Origin of the sequence: Parabacteroides sp. HGS0025 (genome assembly GCF_000969845.1) — a bacterium.
GTDB classification, from domain to species: Bacteria; Bacteroidota; Bacteroidia; order Bacteroidales; family Tannerellaceae; genus Parabacteroides; species Parabacteroides gordonii.
The window spans coordinates 273,724-294,771 of the sequence record NZ_KQ033903.1; the positions used below are offsets into that span (position 1 = coordinate 273,724).

Genomic DNA, 21,048 nt, shown 5'->3' on the forward strand with positions numbered 1-21,048 from the left:
CGAGAATAAACGATCGTTTTTTCTCGTCATCCCCCTACTCCCCCTCATTCACTTTCAACAAACAAATCTTCGGATAAAACAACGTTATATATATTATGTACGCGTGTACATTAATATAAGGCATCATATACACCCCGAATTACGGTTTCTTATGCGTCACCTTTAGCCCTGTTTCCCCCTCCTTTTTTCCCTTAAATACCTAAGTTCTTACATCAGGATAGCTAAAACCGAAACACCTTACAATTTAGGGTCATCTTCATAACTTTTATAAAAGAAAGGCATAGATTACATATACGTAAGGCATGCCTTTCTTTTTTGTAATAATAGCCTTACATATATGTAATCTAGACCTTACTAATTTCAATCTACTGACCTTTCCACTTAATCATCCTATGCTTTGACCTTATATATACTGACGAAAGACCTTAAACAAGCAGACCTAAGCACCGATGGAACGGAGATAAATTTAGTTCACTAGAACAAGGCCGGAACCAGCAATACTTATCATATATGTTTTGATGAAAAGGCAGCACACTATCACTAATTTATTCAACACCTTTATATTCAAAGCATACAGCAGTGATAGTTGCCGTTTTTAACTATCACTCATCTATCACCCAACTATCACTGTCTTATTCCGAAAGGCACTAGATGTTTACTTCTTCAAGCAAAGTATACTACTAATTATCAAACATATAGAGATAAATATCCTTTGAGATCCGGATCTCGATGCCCCCGACACCCGGATCATCGCATCGTCAATATGGGGGTGTAAAACAAGTCAAAACAGGGATATCGGCAACAAAAAGCAAGTAGTTCGATGAAAAAAGCCTATATATTTGGCGTAAATATCTAAGGAGAAATAAATATATAGGTAAACAATCGCCCTTTTGGGCTTATTTGTGGGGCATAAAACAGCCCTATATAGGATTTAATAATACACAGTCAACCAAAATCAGGACGAGACACCCGCACCCACTAATTCCCAACTCTATTCACAAAAGGCAGACAAGCAGCATACCGAACGTTAGAATAAATTAAAAGCATCCGCCATCAAAAGATTATCGTTACATTTGTGGAAGTAATTATAAAAATAAGTACGCGATGAACGAGAGACCGCTTATCCTGATTACAAACGATGACGGCGTAAACGCCAAAGGAATTAAAGAGTTAATAGAATGCCTGCGCGACCTGGGAGATTTGATTGTTATGGCTCCTGATGGCCCCCGTTCGGGAATGAGCAGCGCTATCACGGCAGAGAACCCGCTCCGCTATTCATTAGTAAAAAAAGAAAAAGGACTGACTGTATACAAATGTACCGGCACTCCGGTCGACTGCGTGAAACTGGCTATCAACGAAGTACTCGACCGTAAGCCCGACCTGCTGGTTTCGGGTATCAACCACGGCGGAAATATGGCGATCAGCGTCCTTTATTCAGGGACGATGGGAGCGGCGGCCGAAGGTTGCGTGTTCGGTGTCCCTTCCCTGGGCGTCTCTTTGCTCGACCATCATGCGGATGCCGACTTTACGGAATGTTGCCGGTTGGGACGTATGGTAGCCCGCCGCGTGCTGAAAGAAGGATTGCCTACCGGTACTTATCTGAATCTGAATGTACCAAAGACAGATGCCGTAAAGGGAATGAAGATCTGCCGCCAGGCTGCCGGAAAATGGATCAAGGAATTCAAACGCTCGGAGAATGGAAGCGGACACCCTGTGTTCTGGTTGACAGGCTCTTTCGAGAATGCCAAACCGATCCATCCGGACAACGACACTCTGGCACTCGACAGCGGATACGCTTCGCTGGTTCCCTGCAAACTGGATGTGACGGATTACGATTGGATGAACAAATATAACGACTGGGGATTATGAAATATTTTCTGATCGCAGGCGAAGCCTCCGGCGACCTACACGCGTCGAACCTGATGGCAGCATTGAAAGAGAAAGACCCGGAAGCGGATTTCCGCTTCTTCGGGGGCGACCTGATGCAAGCCGTAGGGGGCACCCTGGTAAAGCATTACAGGGAAATGGCCTTTATGGGTTTCATTCCGGTGCTGCTCAACCTGCGTACGATCCTGAATAATATGAAGACTTGCGAGGAAGATATCCGCAGATATCAGCCCGATGTAGTTATACTGATCGATTATCCGGGATTTAACCTGAAAATAGCCAAATTCGTAAAGACGGTGCTCCATCTTCCCGTCTACTATTATATCTCACCGAAGATATGGGCCTGGAAACAGTACCGTATCAAAGACTTCCGCCGTTACGTAGACCGTATGTTCTGCATCCTGCCTTTCGAGACAGAGTTTTTCCATAAGCTGAACTATTCGGTGGATTATGTGGGAAACCCTTCGGTAGACTCGGTTGCCCAGTATAAAGAAAAGCAAGCCGCCCTACCCGATACGTTTATGGCGGATGAAGGATTGCCGGACAAGCCTATCCTGGCCCTTCTTGCCGGAAGCCGCCGGCAGGAGATCAAAGACAATCTCCCGACCATGCTCGAAGTGGCCGCCTCTTATCCGGATTACCAGCCGGTTATTGCCGGAGCTCCGGGACTTGAACCAGCCTATTACAAACAGTATATCGGTAACCATCCCGCCCGTATCGTCTTTGGTAAGACTTACGACCTGTTGCAACACAGCCGGGCTGCGTTGGTTACTTCCGGGACGGCAACGCTCGAGACATCCCTGTTCCGTGTGCCGCAGGTAGTCTGCTATTACACGCCTGCCGGACGGCTGGCCAGCTTCATCTTCCGTAATTTCTTCCACACCAAATATATTTCGCTGGTCAACCTGATTGCCGGCCGCGAAGTCGTGCAGGAACTATTCGGTGCCCGCTTCTCCACCCGTCAAATACATGATGAACTGGGCAGGATACTGAACGATCCGGCTTATCGCAACCAGATGCTTTCCGGTTACGATGAAGTGATCCGCCTGCTCGGAAAACCGGGGGCTTCCCGCCGTACCACCGAACTTATCTTCCAATCACTGAGACATTAACATCTTTTACCATACGTCTTTGCAGCATTTCCTGAAATTTCTCCATCTAGCTTATTAGTATGGGAATTAACAATTGTGATATGAAAGCTATGAAGACGTTGAAGACATTTTTATTGGTATTAGGTACGATATTGGTATCTTCTACTTTATATTCTTGCCTGGATGATGACGGCTACTCTCTTGATAAATTTAGTGCAGGTGTAGCAACAGTCAAACCGCTCGGTAATAATTCGTTTTATCTCCAGTGGGACGACTCTACTTCATTTTGGCCGGCAGCAGGTGTTACCACACCTGATTTCGATGTAAGTAAGGAAAGAAGAGCATTTATAAACTTTACCTTACTCGGGCCGGGCAAGGATATGAATATCGAACAGGATTACGTGATCCGCCTGAACAGGATAGATACTGTCCTTACCAAGTCGATCGCAGAAGACCTGGGAGACAGGAACGATGAATATTACGGGAAAGATCCGGTAACGATGAAATCTGTATGGATTGAAGACGGATACATCAATTTCCAGTTTGCCACTTATTTCGAATACGGAAGCAAACATTTTATGAATCTCGTAAAAATGAATGACTCCGGGCCTTACGAACTGGAATTCCGACATAATGCGAACGGTAGTACTTCCGGAGCAGAAGGTTGGGGACTGGCATCGTTCAGACTGAACAGTCTGCCGAGTACCGGTGGCGAGACAGTAACGATGAAGATCAAATATAAAACATCCAGTGGTGATGAAACGATCGAACTGAAATATAAATCAGGTGAAGCAGCGGGGAGAGCTCCGGTGATGGGATCTGAGAATTTTCAAACGACAAATTAAACCTTCCCACATAACTTTTATTTTTATCATTTAGTTCAGGGAGAAAGACATCGTGATGATGTCTTTCTTTTTTTTGTATAATTTCGTACCGGAGATGCAACGTTCGCCGTTTGCTCTCGTTTATATAAACAAATGAACGAAACTACAGAACAACTGATCGAGGGTTGCCGGAGTGGAAAAAGAAACGCGCAACTGGCCTTGTACAAACAATTCGCACAGCGATTGTACATTGCCTGCCTGCGTATCGTAGGCAACACGTCAGATGCGGAAGAAGCCATGCAGGATTCGTTCCTGAAGATCTTTACCCGTATCGACCAGTACAAAGACAATCTGTGTTTCGAAGCGTGGATGCACCGGATAGCGGTTCATACGGCTATCGATTATGTACGTCGCCAGACCCCGGAGTGGGACGAGTTGTCGGACAACTATGCCGATCCCGGATCGGACGAACCCAGCGAGGACGACATACAGTATTCGGTGAAGCAGGTGAAAGAAGCGACTGCCAAGCTACCGGCCGGTTACCGTGTGATCCTCTCTCTTTACCTCTTTGAGGGGTACGATATGGAAGAGATTGCCTCTATCCTGAATATTCAGCCGCCAAGCGTACGCAGCCAGTATCTGCGGGCAAAGCGCAAATTGTTAGAAATTATATCAGCAAACTGAGATGGACAAATTAAAGAATTTCATAGACACCAATAAAGAAGCCTTTGAAGATGACCTTCTTCCGGAAGGTCACTTCGAGCGCTTCGAAAAGAAACTGCCGCCGGCTCGCAGGAACCGTTTCGGACTGTACAGCCTGTGCGCTTTTGCTGCCGCAGCTTCCATCGCTTTGCTCTTTCTGTTCCGGTTGCCGGGTGGAACGCCTGCTCCTCTCAATCAGCAGACCACTGTACAGAAAACCTGCCAGGCGAAAACGGAAATCGACGAACTGCGCGTCTATTATAACATGCAGATGGACGATATACTGGCGAAGATGGAGACTTTGTACAAGCAGGAACAGGCACCGGGTGCCGCCGGCCTTTTACAGGAAAGCCGGAAGATACTCAAAGACAATTATATGTTTGAAGAGACGATCCTTCCTACCCTGCCCTGCTCCAACGATGCTTTATTCGCCATGAACCAGCATTACAGCACGAGTATCGAAACGCTGAACTTCATGCTGGAACAGATGGAAAGGGTAACAACAGACAATGAGAATGAGAACAAATAAATAAGAATATATCATGAATACAAAACAAACAAAGAGCCGTTCGATGCTGCTTCTGGCCATGTTGCTTATCGTCAGCACCGTTTACAGCTGGGCCGGGAAACCGGATAGGATTAAGAAGAAAGAGTACAGCCAGTCATTCAGTGTCAGCCTGAGCGACCAGTTACTGATTGACAACCGCTACGGCAACACTACCATAACTCACTGGAATAAGAACGAAGCGCTTATCCGTGTCGAAATTGAAGCGAAAGCGGAAACCGAAGAGGCTGCACAAGCTACTTTGGATCGCGTACAGATCGAACTGAAGAAAAGCGGGAATACTGTCTCCGGCATCACCTCGCTTAAAGAGCAGAGATGGAGCAACAATAGCAACGAGCGTTTCACGATCAATTATTATATCAGCATCCCTCCCAAGCTGGCAATCAATCTGTCACAGAAATATGGAAACATCAATCTGCCGGACAACAACGAGGGCAGAAGCACGATACAGGTGAAATACGGCAACCTGAATGCCGGAAGTTTCACGGAACATTTGCATGTGGAAGCTAAATACGGCAATGTAGATATTAATAATGTAGTGAATGTCGGACTTGATCTTGGTTACTGCGGAAACGTTTCGATCGGCAATGCGAAACTCATCAATGCGGAGAACAAGTATTCAAATATGAATGTCAAGAAGTGCACGCAGATCAATGTCGAGAACAAATACGGCAATCTGAAAATAGAGAGCGCCGACAAGGCTCAGATGGATATTAAGTATAGCGAAGTTTCCTTCGGAGCTATAAACGGTGAGTTACTGGTCGGCGAACTGGCTTACAGCACACTGACAGTCAAGGAACTATCGGCCAACTTCAAACAGGTGAAAGTGGATGCCCGCTACGGTAATCTGAACCTGAGCATACCTTCCGGCGCCTCCTTCAAGGTTTCTGCCGAGAATATGAAATATAGCAACCACAATGTAAGCGGATTCAATGTCACCAACAAATCGACAGAGGATAAAGTAAACCATTACTACGAAATCAATGGTGGCAAGAAAGGAACAATCTATTTTGATGGGAATAATTATAGCAATATAAATGTGAAGGCGTTAAAATAGAAACAGTAAACAAAAGGGCGGGTTCCAAACCCGCCCGATATCAGCAATATCAATAGTCATTTAAGTTCGATTTAAAACCGCAATGCCAATATCTTATCCAAGGTCGAATAAAATATCAACGATCCGGCAATGGCGGCAACCATCCCGATAAACGGTAATTTGTCTTTAATGCTGTCCAGTATATGGCTAACGTTTCCTGTGGACTGCTGACCGAAAAGCATCAACAGTCCGGCAAAGGCTACCAGATATACAACGATTATACCAACAATCATAAAAGGCGGCATTCCTGATTTCATCTTCGCTTTCTTCACTTCCGGAACTTCCAGCGGGGCTTCCTGCATGATACGATCCATAATCAACCTGCTCAGATCCGGAGACGGTTCTGCCATTCCTTCTTTCAACAGGTTTTTCGTCAAACGGTTTATATCTCTATCCGATGTTTTCATAATACACTTACTGTTTCTTTCTTCATCATGAGCTGCAATGTTTCGTAGAAATGCTTACGTCCGCGAAACAGTTTCACTTTAATATTGGAAGGCGTCAGTTCCGTGATCTGACTGATGTCAGCAATGGAACATTCTTCCAGGTAAAAGAGATTAAGCAACAGGCTTTCGTCGGCCGGAAGCTTCTTCAATACACGGGCAATTATCTCCTTCCGGTCTTCCCGTTCCAGAATAGCGGTCGCACTATCCACCTCGTTCGTTGTAAGATCGGTAGCAATAGCGTCGTCGTAACTTTCAAATATAGATTGTTTCCTATGTGCCGTAATAGCCGTATTATAGACAATCTTGTAAAACCAGGTGGAGAACTTACTGCCGAACTGGAAAGATGGAAGGGCACGATACATCTTCACAAAAGCATCCTGCACGACTTCTTCTGCCTCCTCGCGATTCTCCAGTATGCGGAAAGCAATATTGAATGCCATCTGCTGATACTTCGCGACGAGGCAGGAGAAACTTTGGGTATCTCCTGCCAAAATGCTTTTTATCCACTTTTGTTCGTCCATCAATCCTGTTTTATTGTTCTTTTTCCTTTTCCATCATCTTCAGGACGATGAAGAAGTAGATCAGATAAGCTATACCGCCACCCAGAACAGTGAAGATAACGACAGAAAAACCTTCCCAGTCATTTGAAGCAGCAGACAAGCTACTGTCGAAAAAGATACCGGCCACAGCTCCTAATGCCAATCCGATCATCAGTAAACCGTTGCGAAGGGCATTGAACTTATTCGTCTTCCGCTCAGGTTCTTCCAACACTATACCTTTCTCGATCATTGCCATACGCTCTTCATGTTTTGTCCGGGTCGTTCTGATAACCAGAATCATAAGCAATAATACAGGCAGACCTACCGCACAAATAATCGCAACTAAAGGGATCAACCAATCTTCCATAATCTATTCATTTAAATGTTTCTAATTGTTTCGTTTAAGATAAGACTAACCTCCGGAAAGAAAGGTTACAGGATAAAGGAACTTTTTTAGAAAAAAATACCCGGAAGTCGGACAGATGCCGATTCCGGGTATTATAAGTTAGTTATCCGTAGATTACGAAATTAGTCCAATACTTTGATCTTGATGTTACGGAACCAAACGTCGTCGCCATGATCCTGCAAACCGATGAAACCTTCTTTGTTAGCTCCACCACAGTTCAACAGCAGTTCGTAAGCCAACGGCCATTTGTCTTTGCTGAATTTGCTCTTGTCCAGCATTTCTTTCCACTGCTGTGTCCACAAGTGATATTCAACAACCGGTTCGTCATTCTGATAGTGAACAACAGTACCTTTGTAACACATGATCTTCGATTTGTTCCATTCGCCGAACGGTTTAGAGTTCTGCGGTTTAGCCGGGATCATATCATACAGGGAAGCAGACATACGATTGCCGTCTTTACCCAATTTAGCATCCGGATGGTTTGCGTTATCCAATACCTGGAACTCAGGAGCAGAGATGTAAGAAGGTTGTCCTTCCACTTCCTGTATCATGATAAATACACCGGAGTTTGCACCCTTAGCCACTTTCCATTCCCATTCCAACTCAAAGTTTTTGAACTTATGAGCAAAGATCAGGTCACCACCGTCTTTTGCACCGGCTTCACCAGCTCCGGAACCTTTGATATGGATTGCACCGTCGTTTACTTCCCATGCATTGGGAACATCTTCGCGGTCATATCCTCTCCATCCGTTCATTGTTTTACCATCAAACATAGTAATCCAACCATCGGCATCTTTCGGGAATGTAGATAAATCTACAGTCGGTAAATCCAATAATTTATATTCAGGCACAGCAGCTTCTGTCTGTGCTTCGGCTGATGCATCGGCAGCAGCGTCTTCTGTTTTCTTTCCACCGCCACAAGATGTGAAATAACACATCATCAGCGCGGCACTAGCAAATAATACTGACTTCTTCATTTTTTATGTAGTTTAAAACTGTTATCTAGGCATATCAGGCAACTTCCAACCTGCACGATAGTTGTGCTTGATCAGTTCGTTTGCAAATTGTTTTGCATTGATAGGATCAGTCCAGATCTTGTTGAATTTCGGGTCACCGTCAACAATCTTGAAGTCGTCCTTGATCAGGATCTTGATCATTTCGTCATCCTTGATGTTTGTGAACTGCATATTAGGGCCATCCCACAGCAACTCTTTGTTCAATGTTTGCAGACGGATAGCCAATACACCCATCACAACCATTTCATTGAACGGACCTGCTTCTGAGAAATCAGATTTAGTCTTCACACGGCTGGAAGCACTTTCCTTACAAGCACGGATCCAGTCTTGTTCGTGACCACCGTTCATCGCATTCGGAACGCGACGGCATACTTTCGGAGCTGAAGCAGGAACACGTCCTGACAACAACCACGGTTGTTGACCGTAGCAACCGCAAATCAACGTATCTTTTGTACCGTGGAAAATACACAGACCACCACCAGGGCCCATCAATTGTTTTCCATCAGGGAAACCAGCAGGACGATCCGGCATCATACCGCCATCATACCAGTGAATTTCAACTTCCGGCAAGCCCAGTTTAGGCATATTGTCGCGAGCAGGGAAAGTCAGTTTTACATGCTGAGCAGTAGGAGCACAATCCTGAAGCAACAGCGTAGAAGAACCCTGTACTTTTGTAGGATAACCCAACTTCAACGCTTTGAACGGCTGGTGAAGGATATGACAAGCCATATCGCCTAACGCACCTGTACCGTAAGCCCACCATCCGCGCCAGTTCCACGGGTGATAGATTTTATTGAATGGACGTACTTCTGCAGGCCCTGAGAACAAATCCCAATTCAATGTAGAAGGAATTTTGTCTACTTTTTCAGGAGCATTCAAACCCTGCGGCCAGATAGGACGGTCGGTAGCACATTCCACTTTCGTCACTTCTCCGATTTCACCATTCCAGATCCATTCGCAAACCAAGTCTGTACCTTCATCTGAAGAACCCTGGTTACCCATCTGTGTTGCCACGTTATGTTCGGCAGCCAGTTTGGTAAGTAAGCGAGATTCATAAACAGAGTGAGTCAGCGGTTTCTGGCAATATACATGTTTGCCCATGCTTAATGCTTCAGCCGAAATAATTGCGTGAGTATGGTCGGCGGTTGCTACCAATACAGCATCGATAGATTTACCCATTTCGTCGTACATCTTACGATAATCCCAATACTTCTTAGCATTAGGCAAACGATCGAATACAGGTTTAGCATACTTCCAATCCACGTCACAGAGAGCAACGATATTATCCGTTTTCTCCATGTTCTTCAGGTTAGCATTACCCATACCACCGATACCTACACCGGCAATATTCAATTTATCTGTTGGAGCAACATGTCCATGACTTTTTCCTAGAACGGAACCCGGAACAATGGTCAACGCTGCAGCAGCGGCTGCGCCTCTTTGAAGAAATGATCTTCTAGTGATGTTTGACATAGTAATAATTTTTTATAGATTAGCACTTAATAATAATATTTCAATTCAAATGTCACGTCTTAAAAACACAAACTGTCGCAAATATAGCCAATGCGAAAATAACAACAAGCCGTGATTCGGGCTTTCTTTTTCAAAATAGTTTTTTTTAACAGTGCTTATAGACAATGTCTATTTTTTCATAAATATTATCTATCCGGTTAGGGGCGCAGAAAGTCGTCCTTTCTGTTATATTTGTCTAGCAGAAAACATATTTACCTTATATCTGTTATATAAATGAAGACATAAGCATGAAAAAGGAACCAATATTCATTCGAATTTACCACTTTTACCTGGAAGGATTCCGATCTATGAAGCTAGGTAAAACGCTATGGCTGATTATATTGGTCAAGCTCTTCATCATGTTTTTTATATTAAAACTGTTTTTCTTTCCTAATTACCTGGGGAAGTTCGACAGCGATTCCGAGAAACAGGAACACGTATCAGGTGAATTGATCCAACGAGCAATTACTCCTTAATTAATATAGTTATGATCGAAAGCATTGACACTTCTTTGATTGACTGGTCGAGGGCACAGTTCGCTCTCACGGCCATGTATCACTGGCTTTTTGTACCCCTGACTTTAGGGCTTGGCGTGATCCAGGCAATACTGGAAACGATTTATTACAAAACAGGTGACGAATTCTGGAAAAAGACAGCTCAGTTCTGGATGAAGCTGTTTGGTATTAACTTCGCGATCGGTGTAGCCACCGGCCTTATACTCGAATTTGAGTTCGGAACGAACTGGTCGAATTACAGCTGGTTCGTCGGTGATATTTTCGGAGCGCCACTGGCCATCGAAGGTATCCTTGCTTTCTTTATGGAAGCGACATTTATCGCAGTTATGTTCTTCGGCTGGGATAAAGTGAGCAAACGCTTCCACCTGGCTTCTACCTGGCTGACCATTGTCGGGGCCACCTTGTCCGCTCTCTGGATCCTGATTGCCAATGCATGGATGCAGCATCCGGTGGGCATGGAGTTCAATCCAGATACCGTTCGCAACGAGATGTTCGACTTCTGGGCGGTTGCCTTATCGCCGGTAGCCATCAACAAATTCTTCCATACCGTGTTATCCGGCTGGATCGTAGGTGCATTGTTCGTAATAGGTATCAGCAGTTGGTATCTGTTGAAAAAGCGGGAAACACGTTTTGCGCTGGAAAGCATTAAGATCGGAGCCATCTTCGGACTGGTCGCTTCCCTGCTGATCCTTTGGACGGGTGACGGTTCCGCTTACCAGGTTGCTCAGAAACAACCGATGAAACTTGCCGCGATGGAAGGTCTTTATGAAGGAGGAAACGGTGTCGGGCTGGTCGGTATCGGCATGTTGAACCCGGCAAAGACCAGCTATAACGATAATGTAGAACCATTCATCTTCAACATACAGATCCCGAAGATGCTGTCGCTGCTGGCTGAACGCAAAGTGGACGGCTATGTACCGGGTATCACGAACCTGATCGAAGGCGGTTATACTACCGCAGACGGTACGCCTGCCCTATCGGCAGCCGAAAAGATCGCCAAAGGCCAACTGGCTATCCAGTCATTGGCGAACTACCGCAAGGCAGTGAAAGAAAAAGATGAAGTTGCCGCCAAACAGTACCGGGCGACACTCGACGAAAACTTCCCTTACTTCGGTTACGGATACATAAAAGATCCGGGCGAACTGGTTCCCCACGTAGGAATGACATTCTACTCGTTCCGTATCATGGTTATCCTGGGCGGATACTTTATCCTGCTCTTTATCGTTGCCCTTATCTGGAGCAAAAAAGATAAGTTCAAAGATACCCGCTGGCTCCAATGGGTTTGTCTCTGGTCGATACCGCTCGGTTATATAGCCGGACAAGCGGGATGGGTGGTTGCCGAAGTAGGCCGTCAGCCCTGGGCCATACAAGACATACTCCCGACCAGTGCTTCTATCTCGAAGCTGGCTACCTCGTCGGTTCAGACGACGTTCTTCCTCTTCCTGATCCTCTTTACGGTCTTGCTGATCGCTGAAGTCGGGATTATGGTGAAAGCGATCAAGAAAGGCCCTGCCGTATCTACTAACAATGATAACTAAAAATATACACCATGGACAGTACATATATATTATTACAACATTACTGGTGGTTCCTCGTTTCCCTGCTGGGAGCACTGTTAGTATTCCTGCTTTTCGTTCAGGGAGGACAGTCGTTGCTTTTCTCAATCGGGAAAACGGAACTCGAACAAAAGATGCTGCTCAACTCCACAGGGCGTAAATGGGAGTTCACCTTTACGACACTGGTTACTTTCGGTGGTGCGTTCTTCGCTTCTTTCCCTCTGTTCTATTCCACCAGCTTCGGCGGTGCCTACTGGGTGTGGATGTTGATCCTGCTTTGCTTCGTTATCCAGGCCGTATCGTACGAATATCAGGCAAAGAAAGGGAACCTGCTGGGGAAAAAGACCTATCAGGTATTCCTGATCATCAACGGTGTGTTAGGCCCGATCCTGTTGGGCACGGCTGTTGCCACCTTCTTCAACGGAGCTGAATTCTCTGTCAACAAAGGACAGATGACGGACATTGCCATGCCGGTTATCTCCACCTGGAACAATTCGCTGCACGGACTGGAAGCCGCCTTTGTGATCTGGAACGTTTGCCTCGGACTGGCTGTGTTCTTTCTGGCACGCGTACAGGCTTTGCTTTATTTTATCAACAACATCGATAATAAGGATATAGTAAGCCGCTGCCGGAAACGTCTGATTCCGGAAACCGCTTTATTCCTGGTGTTCTTCCTGATATTTCTCGTACGTTTACTGCTGGTGGACGGTTTCGCGGTCAATCCGGAGACGCAGGAAGTATTTATGCAACCGTACAAATACTTCATCAACCTGATCCAGATGCCGGCCGTACTGGTCGTTTTGCTGGCTGGCGTTGTACTCGTATTGTTCGGTATTATCAAAACAATCCTGTCGCAGACATGGCGGAAAGGCATCTGGTTTGCCGGCACAGGAACAGTCCTGACCGTACTCGCCCTGCTGCTTTGCGCCGGATGGAACAACACGGCTTATTATCCGTCCATCACCGACCTGCAGAGTTCGCTGACAATCCAGAACAGTTGTTCAAGTCAATTTACATTGAAAGTGATGAGCTACGTATCTATCCTGGTGCCTTTCGTTCTGGCGTATATCTTTTATGCCTGGCGTGCACTCGACCTGCATAAGATCGATGCGGAAGAAATGGAGCAGAAAGACGGGCACACTTACTAAAGAACATGGCGTCCGTACGGGCGGTTCGCGAACCGCCCTTTGCAAGAAACAGACCCCATAAAACAAAGGAAACGGCGAAGCTCACGCTTGGCCGTTTCTACATTTAACCGTTTTAAACAAAAAGAAAAAGTTAGTTAAGGCTTAGAATAAAATATCTTAAGTCTTTTCACTTACAATATTTTGCTTCCATAAGGACAGCAAACAAATATATGTAATCCAACTCATCCTACGAACAATCGAGCTGCATTTTTTGCTATTTTTCACAGAACACAGATGCTTTTGTATTATCTTTGCAAACAAATATCCTAGGTATTCCTTTATGGCTGATTTTAACTTAAACATTTTGGGATGTGGTTCGGCGTTACCGACCACGCGGCATCTGGCAACTTCCCAGGTCGTAGATTTAAGAGATAAATTATATATGATAGACTGTGGTGAAGGCACTCAGGTGCAGATGCGTAACATGCGTATCAAATTCAGCCGGCTGAACCATATATTCATCTCCCACCTGCATGGCGACCACTGTTTCGGCTTGCCCGGCCTGCTTTCCACGCTCGGTATGCTGGGTCGTACCGGCGATCTGGTCATTCACGCCCCGAAGGAGATCGAGAACTATATGCGCCCCGTGCTCGACACCTTCTGCAAAGGGATGCCTTACGAAGTTCGTTTCAATCATGTAGATACCCGCAGCCATTCGCTGATTATGGAAGACCGCTCCCTGTCGGTCTACTCCATTCCGTTGAAACATCGCATCCCGACCTGTGGCTTCCTGTTTGCCGAGAAACCCAAAGAAGCGCATATCATCCGCGAAATGACAGACTTCTACCAGGTGCCCGTCAAATGGATGAAGGATATCAAGCAGGGAAAAGATTACATCACGCCGGAAGGCGAAGTCATTCCCAACGCACGCCTGACACGCCCTTCCGCACCCGCCAAACGGTACGCCTATTGCTCGGACACTGCCTATTCCCCTTCCATTATCCCTATTATAGAGGGGGTAGACCTGCTTTATCATGAAGCGACGTTTATGGAAAGCGACAAGGCACGCGCCAAAGAAACCTTCCACTCCACTGCCCGCCAGGCCGCAGAGATCGCCCGCCAGGCAAATGTGAAGCGGTTGGTGATCGGGCATTATTCCGCCCGCTACGAAGAGCTGTCGGAACTCCACAAGGAAGCGCAGGAAGTATTTCCCGGCACCATCCTGGGTAACGAAGGCATGGTTCTTCCCATCTGATGAAGCGGCTTTTCTCAAATAATAACAGCTAAATACCGCCCATATTCAAAATTATTCATACATTTGTACGAATTTAGGGTTTTGAATATGAGAATATTATTTTCCATCATTCTACTGATCAGCGTTTACGTTGGTAACTCGCTCACTGTGAAGGCACAGCAGGCGGCTGACTCGACGCGCGTTGTAGCGACAGCCCAACCTGTTACAACACAAGTGAAACCCGACTCCGTTTCAATCAGTGCCTACGATAATAAGATCGTTGTAAAGAATGCTCCGATCGGAAGCAAACTCGAAATATACAGCGTCGTTGGTATCCGCGTAAAAGAATTTGAAATGAAACAACCGGACGGCGAATATACCGTAAATATTGCCAAAGGTTACTACATCATCCGCATCGGCGATACAGTCCGCAAGGTAGCTATCCGCTAAACAACAACTCCTATTCCCTGCATGCTATTCCGGTAGCCTATATTAGGCTATTTCATTGTCCTATATTATGCTACTCCTGTGCCATATATTGTGATACTGGATTCTCATATATTATGACACTGGAATACCATATATTATGACAATCCAGTATCATAATATATGAGAATTCGACCACCTGCCGGACAGGTAAAAAGAAAGGGGGCTTGCCAAGAAAGCAAGTCCCCTTCGTCTGATTTATTATATATATGTATAGGTTAAAAAGCGTAATCCAGACTTAAACCAAATACTTTATTGGTTCGGCTATATACATTCGTTCCGGGAAGACCCGTGCCACAGTAGTCGTCCGATTTCTTTGTATAATCATGGTAGGTTGTCCACATATACCCTACGTTCAATGCCATCTTTTCGCTCAACATCACCTTAGCTCCGAAGCCCAATGAGTAAGAGTCGCAGGAGAAACTGGTATCGCTCTGATACTTGTCCGACAAACCATAATCCGTAATCTGGGCACCACCGCTAATAGTCAATCTCTTGATAACATCCCATTCGATACCCAGCAAATACTCGTTGGTACCTCTTTCGAGCTCTTTCTGTTTTCCGCCGGCCATTCCCGCTTTCTTATCATCGAAGAAGTGATACTCAACAGAAGCTTTTAACATGGGCAAAAACTGATAAGAAGCAGCCACGGAAAGCATGGAAGGAATATCGTTCGGCGTATTCACACCATGCTTGTAAGCACCCACCAGATCTTCCGCACTTTCAGGATAATCCAACTTCTTTGTATCGTTTTCGATGTTCAGGTTCGTCTTGAACTCATATTTGGCACCGAAATTGAATTTACCATGTTTGATGTCGACTCCAAGAACCGGCGTTAATCCCCAACCAGTCTGGTCGCAATCCAAAGCCAGCGCCATCAATTCTGATCCGCCTAAATTTTGTTTTAGCTTCGCATTCAGATAACCGTCGTAGTTCCCTGAAAAATAATTCATTCGACCGCCGGCAAAGGCTGAAAGCCAGTCCGTGATTTTGTATCCCAAACCAAGTTGTAGAGAATAAATAAACTGTTTACCGTCCATCGCACTGTTAATAGTATACATTTCCGGAGTGACGATGGGACTTTGACCGCCTGTCTTTATATAGTTTGCCAAACTTTCCTTGAATATACCGGCCATAGCAGCCGATTCGAACATAGGCAAACCGTCGTTAAACGAAGCCTTACCTCCTCCACCTGTGATGGCAAAGAATCCGGAAATAGTCCAGTCGCCTTTTTTGTAAGCTGCGAAAACACTCGGAATCACAGGGGCTGCTGCTTTCCCTTTGTAATACTTTTTGTAGGGAGTCTCTGCCATTGTCGGCTTCTGATTGACCGGATCGAAACCATTATATGTACCGAAAGAAGCATCGATATTTCTAGTTTGAAAAGCACTCTGGATACTCACGCCTACGCGGAAACCGTCTGTCGGCAAGAAAGAAAGGCCCGCAGGGTTAGACAAAGCACCATCTATATCGATTGCAGCACCTCGCGAAAGTGATCTTAAAAAGGCTGCATGCTGATTGGTATTCGTCAAATATCCACCAGCGAAAGAGAACAGTGGCAACATCGCCAATGCCGCACCTAATAATACTTTTTTCTTCATGTTTTACTTTTCTTTATTACAAAAACGGCAGCAAAGATAAATACTTTTCCTTAATATTGCACACTTTTAACCAGAATGTGCCGCACATTTTCATTATTAGTGTGCAATCCGCCATCAAATCAAATAATTCGGAAAATCTATTTATCTTTGCAGCGCAAAGGAATGTCTCCCTTGCCGTGTGCTTGCTAAACCACGTATAAAACAAGAAAAGTATGAAACATCAAGAAGCCGCTCTGGTTTGCTTCTCCGGTGGACAAGACTCCACGACCTGCCTTTTCTGGGCAAAGAAGCATTTTAAACGTGTAGAAGCCGTATGTTTTACTTACGGCCAGAAACATTCTCTCGAAATTGATATTGCACGCAAGATCGCTGCAGACGCCCATGTCCCGTTCCAGCTGCTGGACGTTTCCCTGATCAGCCAACTGGCTCCCAACTCGCTGACGGACACTTCGATCACGATGGACGAAGATAAGCCTACCGACAGTTATCCGAACACATTCGTTCCGGGCAGAAACATGGTGTTCCTCACCTTCGCCGCCATTATGGCACGGAGCAAAGGCATCTTCCACCTGGTGACGGGCGTATCGGAAGCCGATTTCAGCGGATATCCGGATTGCCGGGACACTTTCGTCCGTTCGCTCAACGTGACGCTGAACCTGGCGATGGACGAACAGTTCGTCATCCACACCCCGCTGATGGATCGCGATAAGAGCGAAGTATGGCAGCTTTCCGACGAACTGGGCGTATTCGACCTGGTACGCACGCAAACGCTGACCTGCTACAACGGCGTCCCTGCCGACGGTTGCGGCCATTGCCCGGCCTGCAAGTTGCGCAAGGAAGGATTAGAGAAATATCTTAAGAAGAAATCGACAGTAGACAAACAATAAAATGGATACAAGAAAAGACGAAAACGAACTGCATCTGTTAGGCGGTTCCACCGAATACAAACAGGATTATGCGCCGGAAGTACTGGAAGCATTCACCAACAAACATCCTGACAACGATTACTGGGTACGTTTCAACTGCCCGGAGTTCACCAGCCTCTGCCCGATCACCGGACAGCCGGACTTTGCCACAATCCACATCGACTACATTCCCGATGTGAAGATGGTGGAAAGCAAGAGCCTGAAGTTATACCTGTTCAGCTTCCGCAGTCACGGCGCCTTCCATGAAGACTGTGTAAACATCATCATGAAAGACCTCATCCGCCTGATGGATCCGAAATACATCGAAGTAACAGGTATTTTCACCCCAAGGGGCGGCATCAGCATCTATCCGTACTGCAACTACGGACGACCGGGAACGAAGTACGAAGCACTGGCAGAAAAACGCCTTTTCAGCCATAACCCGTAACACTTCTTTCAGATTTTTGGGCAATACGATGACAACGTGACAAATAATTACGTAGATTTGCAATTACTTAATTGTAAACCTAAAATTATTTAGACCCATGAGGAAGAAAGACATTACTATCAAAGCTGTACTGGCTACTATGGCTTGTACAGCTTGTATTAATCTCAGTGCACAGCAAAAAGAATATCCGAAACCCGAACAGATGACTCCGGGCATGTCGGAATATTGGACTCCCCAACCTAAGATCGTAACGCCGGGTGACATCAAAACCAATTCGGCTCCTTCGGATGCTATCGTCCTGTTCGATGGCAAAGATCTGTCTGCCTGGGAAAACACCAAAGGCGAACCGGCTCAATGGACTGTCCACGACGGCGTATTCACTGTAAACAAAAAGACGGGCGATATCCAGACCAAGCAGAAATTCGACAGCTACCAGCTGCATATCGAATGGTGCGTTCCCGAAAACATCACCGGAACAAGCCAGGCACGCGGCAACAGCGGAATCTTCATGCAAGGCATGTACGAAGTGCAAGTACTCGACTGCTACAATAACGAAACATACGTGAATGGACAGACCGGAAGTATCTACAAACAGACTCCACCGCTGGCAAACGCCATGCGTAAACCGGGCGAATGGAACGTTTACGATATTATCTACAATGCTCCTGTATTCAAAGAAGACGGAACCTACCGCGTACCGCCGCGCATCACGGTTATTCAGAACGGTATCGTGCTGCAGAACAACACGACCATCCTCGGCACAACCGAATATATCGGCTTCCCGAAAGTAACACCGCACGGAGCAGGCCCGATCGTGCTGCAGAGCCACGGCGATCCGAGCGAACCGATCAGCTTCCGGAATATCTGGTTGAGAGAATTATAAGAATAATAAAGTAAAGTGTTACAAGATATGAAGACTAAAAGTTGGTTCAACTTATTATTTCTTTTGCTTTGTTCTATCCATCTGATAAGTTGCAATAGCTATCTATTGAGCGAGAAGGATAGAGAAAAAGAAGAAGAAGTTGAATGGTATGACTCCATATCAGACGGAGTAAGTTTTCTGCAAGGTAACACTTTACGATTTTATTATATTGACAGGAACGGGAATGATTTGATAAATCTGAACAATCCTGCTACTTTTCCTGTATCGTGGTGGGAAGATTTGGATAATCCAATAGAGCATACAAAAGATTTCAGTATAAACCAGTTCTTTTATAACAGCTCCCATAACAGTATAGATTATGATGCGGAAGAAGGATTGTATTATTGCACAATAACCGCTTATGGAGATGAAAAGCAGAATACCTATTCTTTCCCTGTTCATGTAAATGGAAGCATCGACAGAATGAATATTACCTACAAATATACAAATGATATTTTCAGTTCGGCAAGCCCGGTTTACCACAAAATCGTATGCTGGGAATATAACGGTACATATATTTATTCTGATGACGATGAGTATGAATACGGCAAAAAAGTATTCATCAAGAAGTACGACGGAAAAACAATTGTTTCTCTTTCACGATAAGTAATCTGATATTTCAGTCACACAATAGCATGCAGATAACCTTTCCTGTTTATCGGCAAAATCCCTCTATTGGTCGACGAACCTTCGCTCTATTTCTATTCTGATTGTACAGTTTTTTAATGTAAAGTAGTTTTGCTTCCGTAACAAGGTAAAAAGATTGTTTAGGTCGCAAAACGAAAGCATTATGAAACAAGTATCTCTAATAATCCTCTCCTGCCTGCTTCTTCTGCCTGCCGGAATGAAAGCAGAGGACGACATGCCGAAGCAATGGACGCTTCGTAATTGTATCGATTATGCACTGGAGCATAATATCACTATCCGGCGCAACCGTATCAACGTCGAAAGCACCCAGGAAGATGTAAAGACGGCAAAAGCCGATTTCCTCCCCTCACTGAGCAGTAATATCAGCCAGCGTATCGTAAACCGTCCGAACAACACCAGCGGAACCATCATCAGCGGCGACAACATCACCACCAGTGAAAGCAAGACATCGTACAACGGCAGCTACGGCATCGACGCCAGTTGGACTGTCTACAACGGAAGCAAGCGCGTGAACACCGTCAAACAGCAACAGCTGAACAGCCGCATGGCTGAACTCACCGTCGACCAGAGCGAAAACTCCATCGAGGAAAACATCACCCAGCTGTACGTACAAATACTCTACTCGGCCGAAGCCGTGAAGGTGAACGAGTCGACACTGAAAGTCAGCCGCAAAGAGTTCGAACGCGGACAACAACTGTTCGACGCCGGAAGCATCGCTTCCAGCGACCTGGCCCAACTGGAAGCACAGGTAAGCAACGACAACTACCAACTGGTCACTGCACAAACCACCCTCCAGAACTACAAGTTGCAACTGAAGCAACTCCTCGAACTGGACGGCGACTTCGAAATGGATCTTTTCCTGCCGCAACTGGACGACAGCAGCGTACTGATCCCGCTCCCTACCAAAGACGATGTTTATCAGACCGCCCTCAACCTGCGTCCCGAAATCGAATCAGGGAAATTGAATATCGAAGCTTCGGATATGAACATCAAGATAGCCCGTGCCGGTTACATCCCGACCTTAAGCCTGAGCGCAGGGATCGGAACGACGAATGCCAACGGCAACGACTTCAGCTTCAGCGAACAGGTCAAACAGAACTGGAACAACTCGATAGGATTGACCCTGAGCATTCCCATCTTCGACAAACGGCAGACCAAAAGCACAATCAACAAGGCCAAGCTACAGATGCAAACCAGCCAACTGGATCTGATGGACGAGCAGAAAACGCTCTACAAAACCATCGAAAGCCTCTGGCTGAGTGCCAACAGCGCCCAACAGCAATACGTAGCCGCCACCCAAAAGCTGAAAAGTACACAGGCCAGCTACGCCCTCGTCAGCGAACAGTTCAACCTGGGTATGAAGAATACCGTCGAACTGCTCACCGAAAAGAACAACCTGTTGAGCGCACAGCAGGAAACGCTTCAGGCCAAATACACAGCCATACTCAATGCCGGCCTGCTGCGCTTCTATCAGGGAGAAGAAATCAATCTGCTCTAAGTCACCAGTAAAGAAAAAATAAAA

The 21,048-nt window shown here is 45.8% G+C and carries 22 protein-coding genes; 16 read left to right on the forward strand and 6 right to left on the reverse strand.

Features of this window, described 5'->3' with window-relative positions:
* Positions 1 to 1,104: 1,104 nt before the first annotated feature.
* From surE to HMPREF1212_RS18285, 6 genes are all read left to right on the forward strand, one after another.
* Positions 1,105 to 1,869: a 5'/3'-nucleotidase SurE gene (surE, locus tag HMPREF1212_RS18260; RefSeq protein ID WP_046150596.1), complete on the forward strand. Its 765-nt coding sequence runs from the start codon at positions 1,105 to 1,107 to the stop codon at positions 1,867 to 1,869.
* Complete coding sequence (gene lpxB / locus HMPREF1212_RS18265; protein WP_046150597.1) at positions 1,866 to 2,999, forward strand: lipid-A-disaccharide synthase; 1,134 nt, start codon at positions 1,866 to 1,868, stop codon at positions 2,997 to 2,999. The genes surE and lpxB overlap by 4 nt, the downstream gene beginning before the upstream one ends.
* 80 nt (positions 3,000 to 3,079) lie before the next feature.
* The gene (locus HMPREF1212_RS18270; RefSeq protein ID WP_028727089.1) at positions 3,080 to 3,823 is read left to right on the forward strand and encodes a NigD1/NigD2 family lipoprotein; all 744 of its coding nucleotides are present in this window, start codon (positions 3,080 to 3,082) and stop codon (positions 3,821 to 3,823) included.
* Positions 3,824 to 3,955: 132 nt separating this feature from the next.
* Positions 3,956 to 4,486 (forward strand): RNA polymerase sigma factor, encoded by a 531-nt coding sequence (locus HMPREF1212_RS18275; RefSeq protein WP_046150598.1) that lies wholly within the window; start codon positions 3,956 to 3,958, stop codon positions 4,484 to 4,486.
* A 1-nt stretch (position 4,487) separates the two neighbouring features.
* The gene (locus tag HMPREF1212_RS18280) at positions 4,488 to 5,033 is read left to right on the forward strand and encodes a hypothetical protein (protein ID WP_028727091.1); all 546 of its coding nucleotides are present in this window, start codon (positions 4,488 to 4,490) and stop codon (positions 5,031 to 5,033) included.
* A gap of 13 nt (positions 5,034 to 5,046) precedes the next feature.
* A complete protein-coding gene (locus HMPREF1212_RS18285) occupies positions 5,047 to 6,126 on the forward strand; it encodes a hypothetical protein (RefSeq protein ID WP_046150599.1) in 1,080 nt (359 codons plus the stop codon).
* A gap of 71 nt (positions 6,127 to 6,197) precedes the next feature.
* Here the strand turns inward: HMPREF1212_RS18285 and HMPREF1212_RS18290 are convergent, their stop codons facing one another.
* The 5 genes from HMPREF1212_RS18290 to HMPREF1212_RS18310 all read right to left on the reverse strand — a co-directional run bounded on the left by HMPREF1212_RS18290 (position 6,198) and on the right by HMPREF1212_RS18310 (position 10,045).
* Entirely contained in the window at positions 6,198 to 6,572 is a 375-nt protein-coding gene (locus HMPREF1212_RS18290) for a hypothetical protein (RefSeq protein ID WP_046150600.1), read from the reverse strand.
* The gene (locus HMPREF1212_RS18295) at positions 6,569 to 7,132 is read right to left on the reverse strand and encodes an RNA polymerase sigma factor (protein WP_046150601.1); all 564 of its coding nucleotides are present in this window, start codon (positions 7,130 to 7,132) and stop codon (positions 6,569 to 6,571) included. The genes HMPREF1212_RS18290 and HMPREF1212_RS18295 overlap by 4 nt, the downstream gene beginning before the upstream one ends.
* A gap of 10 nt (positions 7,133 to 7,142) precedes the next feature.
* Positions 7,143 to 7,517 carry a DUF6249 domain-containing protein gene (locus HMPREF1212_RS18300; protein ID WP_046150602.1) on the reverse strand — a complete coding sequence of 125 codons (375 nt, stop codon included), beginning with the start codon at positions 7,515 to 7,517 and terminating at the stop codon, positions 7,143 to 7,145.
* A gap of 161 nt (positions 7,518 to 7,678) precedes the next feature.
* Positions 7,679 to 8,533, reverse strand: a complete 855-nt coding sequence (locus tag HMPREF1212_RS18305) for a 3-keto-disaccharide hydrolase (RefSeq protein ID WP_028727096.1) — start codon at positions 8,531 to 8,533, stop codon at positions 7,679 to 7,681.
* Positions 8,534 to 8,554: 21 nt separating this feature from the next.
* Positions 8,555 to 10,045 (reverse strand): Gfo/Idh/MocA family protein, encoded by a 1,491-nt coding sequence (locus tag HMPREF1212_RS18310; RefSeq protein WP_028727097.1) that lies wholly within the window; start codon positions 10,043 to 10,045, stop codon positions 8,555 to 8,557.
* A gap of 287 nt (positions 10,046 to 10,332) precedes the next feature.
* On the opposite strand from HMPREF1212_RS18310, the gene HMPREF1212_RS18315 reads away from it, so the two are divergent.
* The 5 genes from HMPREF1212_RS18315 (at position 10,333) to HMPREF1212_RS18335 (ending at position 14,966) form a co-directional block, all read left to right on the forward strand.
* Positions 10,333 to 10,560, forward strand: coding sequence for a DUF4492 domain-containing protein (locus HMPREF1212_RS18315; RefSeq protein ID WP_028727098.1), 228 nt, complete (start codon positions 10,333 to 10,335; stop codon positions 10,558 to 10,560).
* 11 nt (positions 10,561 to 10,571) lie between these two features.
* Entirely contained in the window at positions 10,572 to 12,137 is a 1,566-nt protein-coding gene (locus HMPREF1212_RS18320; protein WP_046150603.1) for a cytochrome ubiquinol oxidase subunit I, read from the forward strand.
* Between the two features lie 11 nt (positions 12,138 to 12,148).
* Positions 12,149 to 13,303, forward strand: coding sequence for a cytochrome d ubiquinol oxidase subunit II (locus HMPREF1212_RS18325; RefSeq protein WP_028727100.1), 1,155 nt, complete (start codon positions 12,149 to 12,151; stop codon positions 13,301 to 13,303).
* A gap of 319 nt (positions 13,304 to 13,622) precedes the next feature.
* Complete coding sequence (locus tag HMPREF1212_RS18330; RefSeq protein ID WP_046150604.1) at positions 13,623 to 14,537, forward strand: ribonuclease Z; 915 nt, start codon at positions 13,623 to 13,625, stop codon at positions 14,535 to 14,537.
* Positions 14,538 to 14,624: 87 nt separating this feature from the next.
* Positions 14,625 to 14,966, forward strand: a complete 342-nt coding sequence (locus HMPREF1212_RS18335) for a hypothetical protein (protein ID WP_028727102.1) — start codon at positions 14,625 to 14,627, stop codon at positions 14,964 to 14,966.
* A 254-nt stretch (positions 14,967 to 15,220) separates the two neighbouring features.
* Here HMPREF1212_RS18335 and HMPREF1212_RS18340 read toward each other — a convergent pair whose 3' ends face one another.
* Positions 15,221 to 16,603: an OmpP1/FadL family transporter gene (locus HMPREF1212_RS18340; RefSeq protein WP_046150605.1), complete on the reverse strand. Its 1,383-nt coding sequence runs from the start codon at positions 16,601 to 16,603 to the stop codon at positions 15,221 to 15,223.
* A gap of 212 nt (positions 16,604 to 16,815) precedes the next feature.
* Between HMPREF1212_RS18340 and queC the strand changes: the two genes are divergently transcribed.
* The 5 genes from queC (at position 16,816) to HMPREF1212_RS18365 (ending at position 21,024) form a co-directional block, all read left to right on the forward strand.
* Positions 16,816 to 17,490 carry a 7-cyano-7-deazaguanine synthase QueC gene (gene queC / locus HMPREF1212_RS18345; RefSeq protein WP_046150606.1) on the forward strand — a complete coding sequence of 225 codons (675 nt, stop codon included), beginning with the start codon at positions 16,816 to 16,818 and terminating at the stop codon, positions 17,488 to 17,490.
* Position 17,491: 1 nt separating this feature from the next.
* Complete coding sequence (gene queF / locus HMPREF1212_RS18350; protein WP_028727105.1) at positions 17,492 to 17,956, forward strand: preQ(1) synthase; 465 nt, start codon at positions 17,492 to 17,494, stop codon at positions 17,954 to 17,956.
* A 97-nt stretch (positions 17,957 to 18,053) separates the two neighbouring features.
* Positions 18,054 to 18,839: a 3-keto-disaccharide hydrolase gene (locus HMPREF1212_RS18355; RefSeq protein WP_046150607.1), complete on the forward strand. Its 786-nt coding sequence runs from the start codon at positions 18,054 to 18,056 to the stop codon at positions 18,837 to 18,839.
* Positions 18,840 to 18,866: 27 nt separating this feature from the next.
* Complete coding sequence (locus HMPREF1212_RS18360) at positions 18,867 to 19,484, forward strand: hypothetical protein (RefSeq protein ID WP_046150608.1); 618 nt, start codon at positions 18,867 to 18,869, stop codon at positions 19,482 to 19,484.
* Between the two features lie 184 nt (positions 19,485 to 19,668).
* Entirely contained in the window at positions 19,669 to 21,024 is a 1,356-nt protein-coding gene (locus HMPREF1212_RS18365; protein ID WP_046150609.1) for a TolC family protein, read from the forward strand.
* The last annotated feature ends 24 nt before the right edge of the window (positions 21,025 to 21,048 follow it).

Coding starts and splice junctions, on each gene's coding strand:
- HMPREF1212_RS18300 (WP_046150602.1), bottom strand. CDS start 7,517: ATGGAAGATTGGTTGATCCCTTTAGTTGCGATTATTTGTGCGGTAGGT.
- HMPREF1212_RS18285 (WP_046150599.1), top strand. CDS start 5,047: ATGAATACAAAACAAACAAAGAGCCGTTCGATGCTGCTTCTGGCCATG.
- queF (WP_028727105.1), top strand. CDS start 17,492: ATGGATACAAGAAAAGACGAAAACGAACTGCATCTGTTAGGCGGTTCC.
- HMPREF1212_RS18275 (WP_046150598.1), top strand. CDS start 3,956: ATGAACGAAACTACAGAACAACTGATCGAGGGTTGCCGGAGTGGAAAA.
- HMPREF1212_RS18280 (WP_028727091.1), top strand. CDS start 4,488: ATGGACAAATTAAAGAATTTCATAGACACCAATAAAGAAGCCTTTGAA.
- HMPREF1212_RS18305 (WP_028727096.1), bottom strand. CDS start 8,533: ATGAAGAAGTCAGTATTATTTGCTAGTGCCGCGCTGATGATGTGTTAT.
- lpxB (WP_046150597.1), top strand. CDS start 1,866: ATGAAATATTTTCTGATCGCAGGCGAAGCCTCCGGCGACCTACACGCG.
- HMPREF1212_RS18295 (WP_046150601.1), bottom strand. CDS start 7,132: ATGGACGAACAAAAGTGGATAAAAAGCATTTTGGCAGGAGATACCCAA.
- HMPREF1212_RS18315 (WP_028727098.1), top strand. CDS start 10,333: ATGAAAAAGGAACCAATATTCATTCGAATTTACCACTTTTACCTGGAA.
- HMPREF1212_RS18360 (WP_046150608.1), top strand. CDS start 18,867: ATGAAGACTAAAAGTTGGTTCAACTTATTATTTCTTTTGCTTTGTTCT.
- HMPREF1212_RS18325 (WP_028727100.1), top strand. CDS start 12,149: ATGGACAGTACATATATATTATTACAACATTACTGGTGGTTCCTCGTT.
- HMPREF1212_RS18310 (WP_028727097.1), bottom strand. CDS start 10,045: ATGTCAAACATCACTAGAAGATCATTTCTTCAAAGAGGCGCAGCCGCT.
- HMPREF1212_RS18270 (WP_028727089.1), top strand. CDS start 3,080: ATGAAAGCTATGAAGACGTTGAAGACATTTTTATTGGTATTAGGTACG.
- surE (WP_046150596.1), top strand. CDS start 1,105: ATGAACGAGAGACCGCTTATCCTGATTACAAACGATGACGGCGTAAAC.
- HMPREF1212_RS18320 (WP_046150603.1), top strand. CDS start 10,572: ATGATCGAAAGCATTGACACTTCTTTGATTGACTGGTCGAGGGCACAG.
- HMPREF1212_RS18340 (WP_046150605.1), bottom strand. CDS start 16,603: ATGAAGAAAAAAGTATTATTAGGTGCGGCATTGGCGATGTTGCCACTG.
- HMPREF1212_RS18290 (WP_046150600.1), bottom strand. CDS start 6,572: ATGAAAACATCGGATAGAGATATAAACCGTTTGACGAAAAACCTGTTG.
- HMPREF1212_RS18330 (WP_046150604.1), top strand. CDS start 13,623: ATGGCTGATTTTAACTTAAACATTTTGGGATGTGGTTCGGCGTTACCG.
- HMPREF1212_RS18335 (WP_028727102.1), top strand. CDS start 14,625: ATGAGAATATTATTTTCCATCATTCTACTGATCAGCGTTTACGTTGGT.
- HMPREF1212_RS18355 (WP_046150607.1), top strand. CDS start 18,054: ATGAGGAAGAAAGACATTACTATCAAAGCTGTACTGGCTACTATGGCT.
- queC (WP_046150606.1), top strand. CDS start 16,816: ATGAAACATCAAGAAGCCGCTCTGGTTTGCTTCTCCGGTGGACAAGAC.
- HMPREF1212_RS18365 (WP_046150609.1), top strand. CDS start 19,669: ATGAAACAAGTATCTCTAATAATCCTCTCCTGCCTGCTTCTTCTGCCT.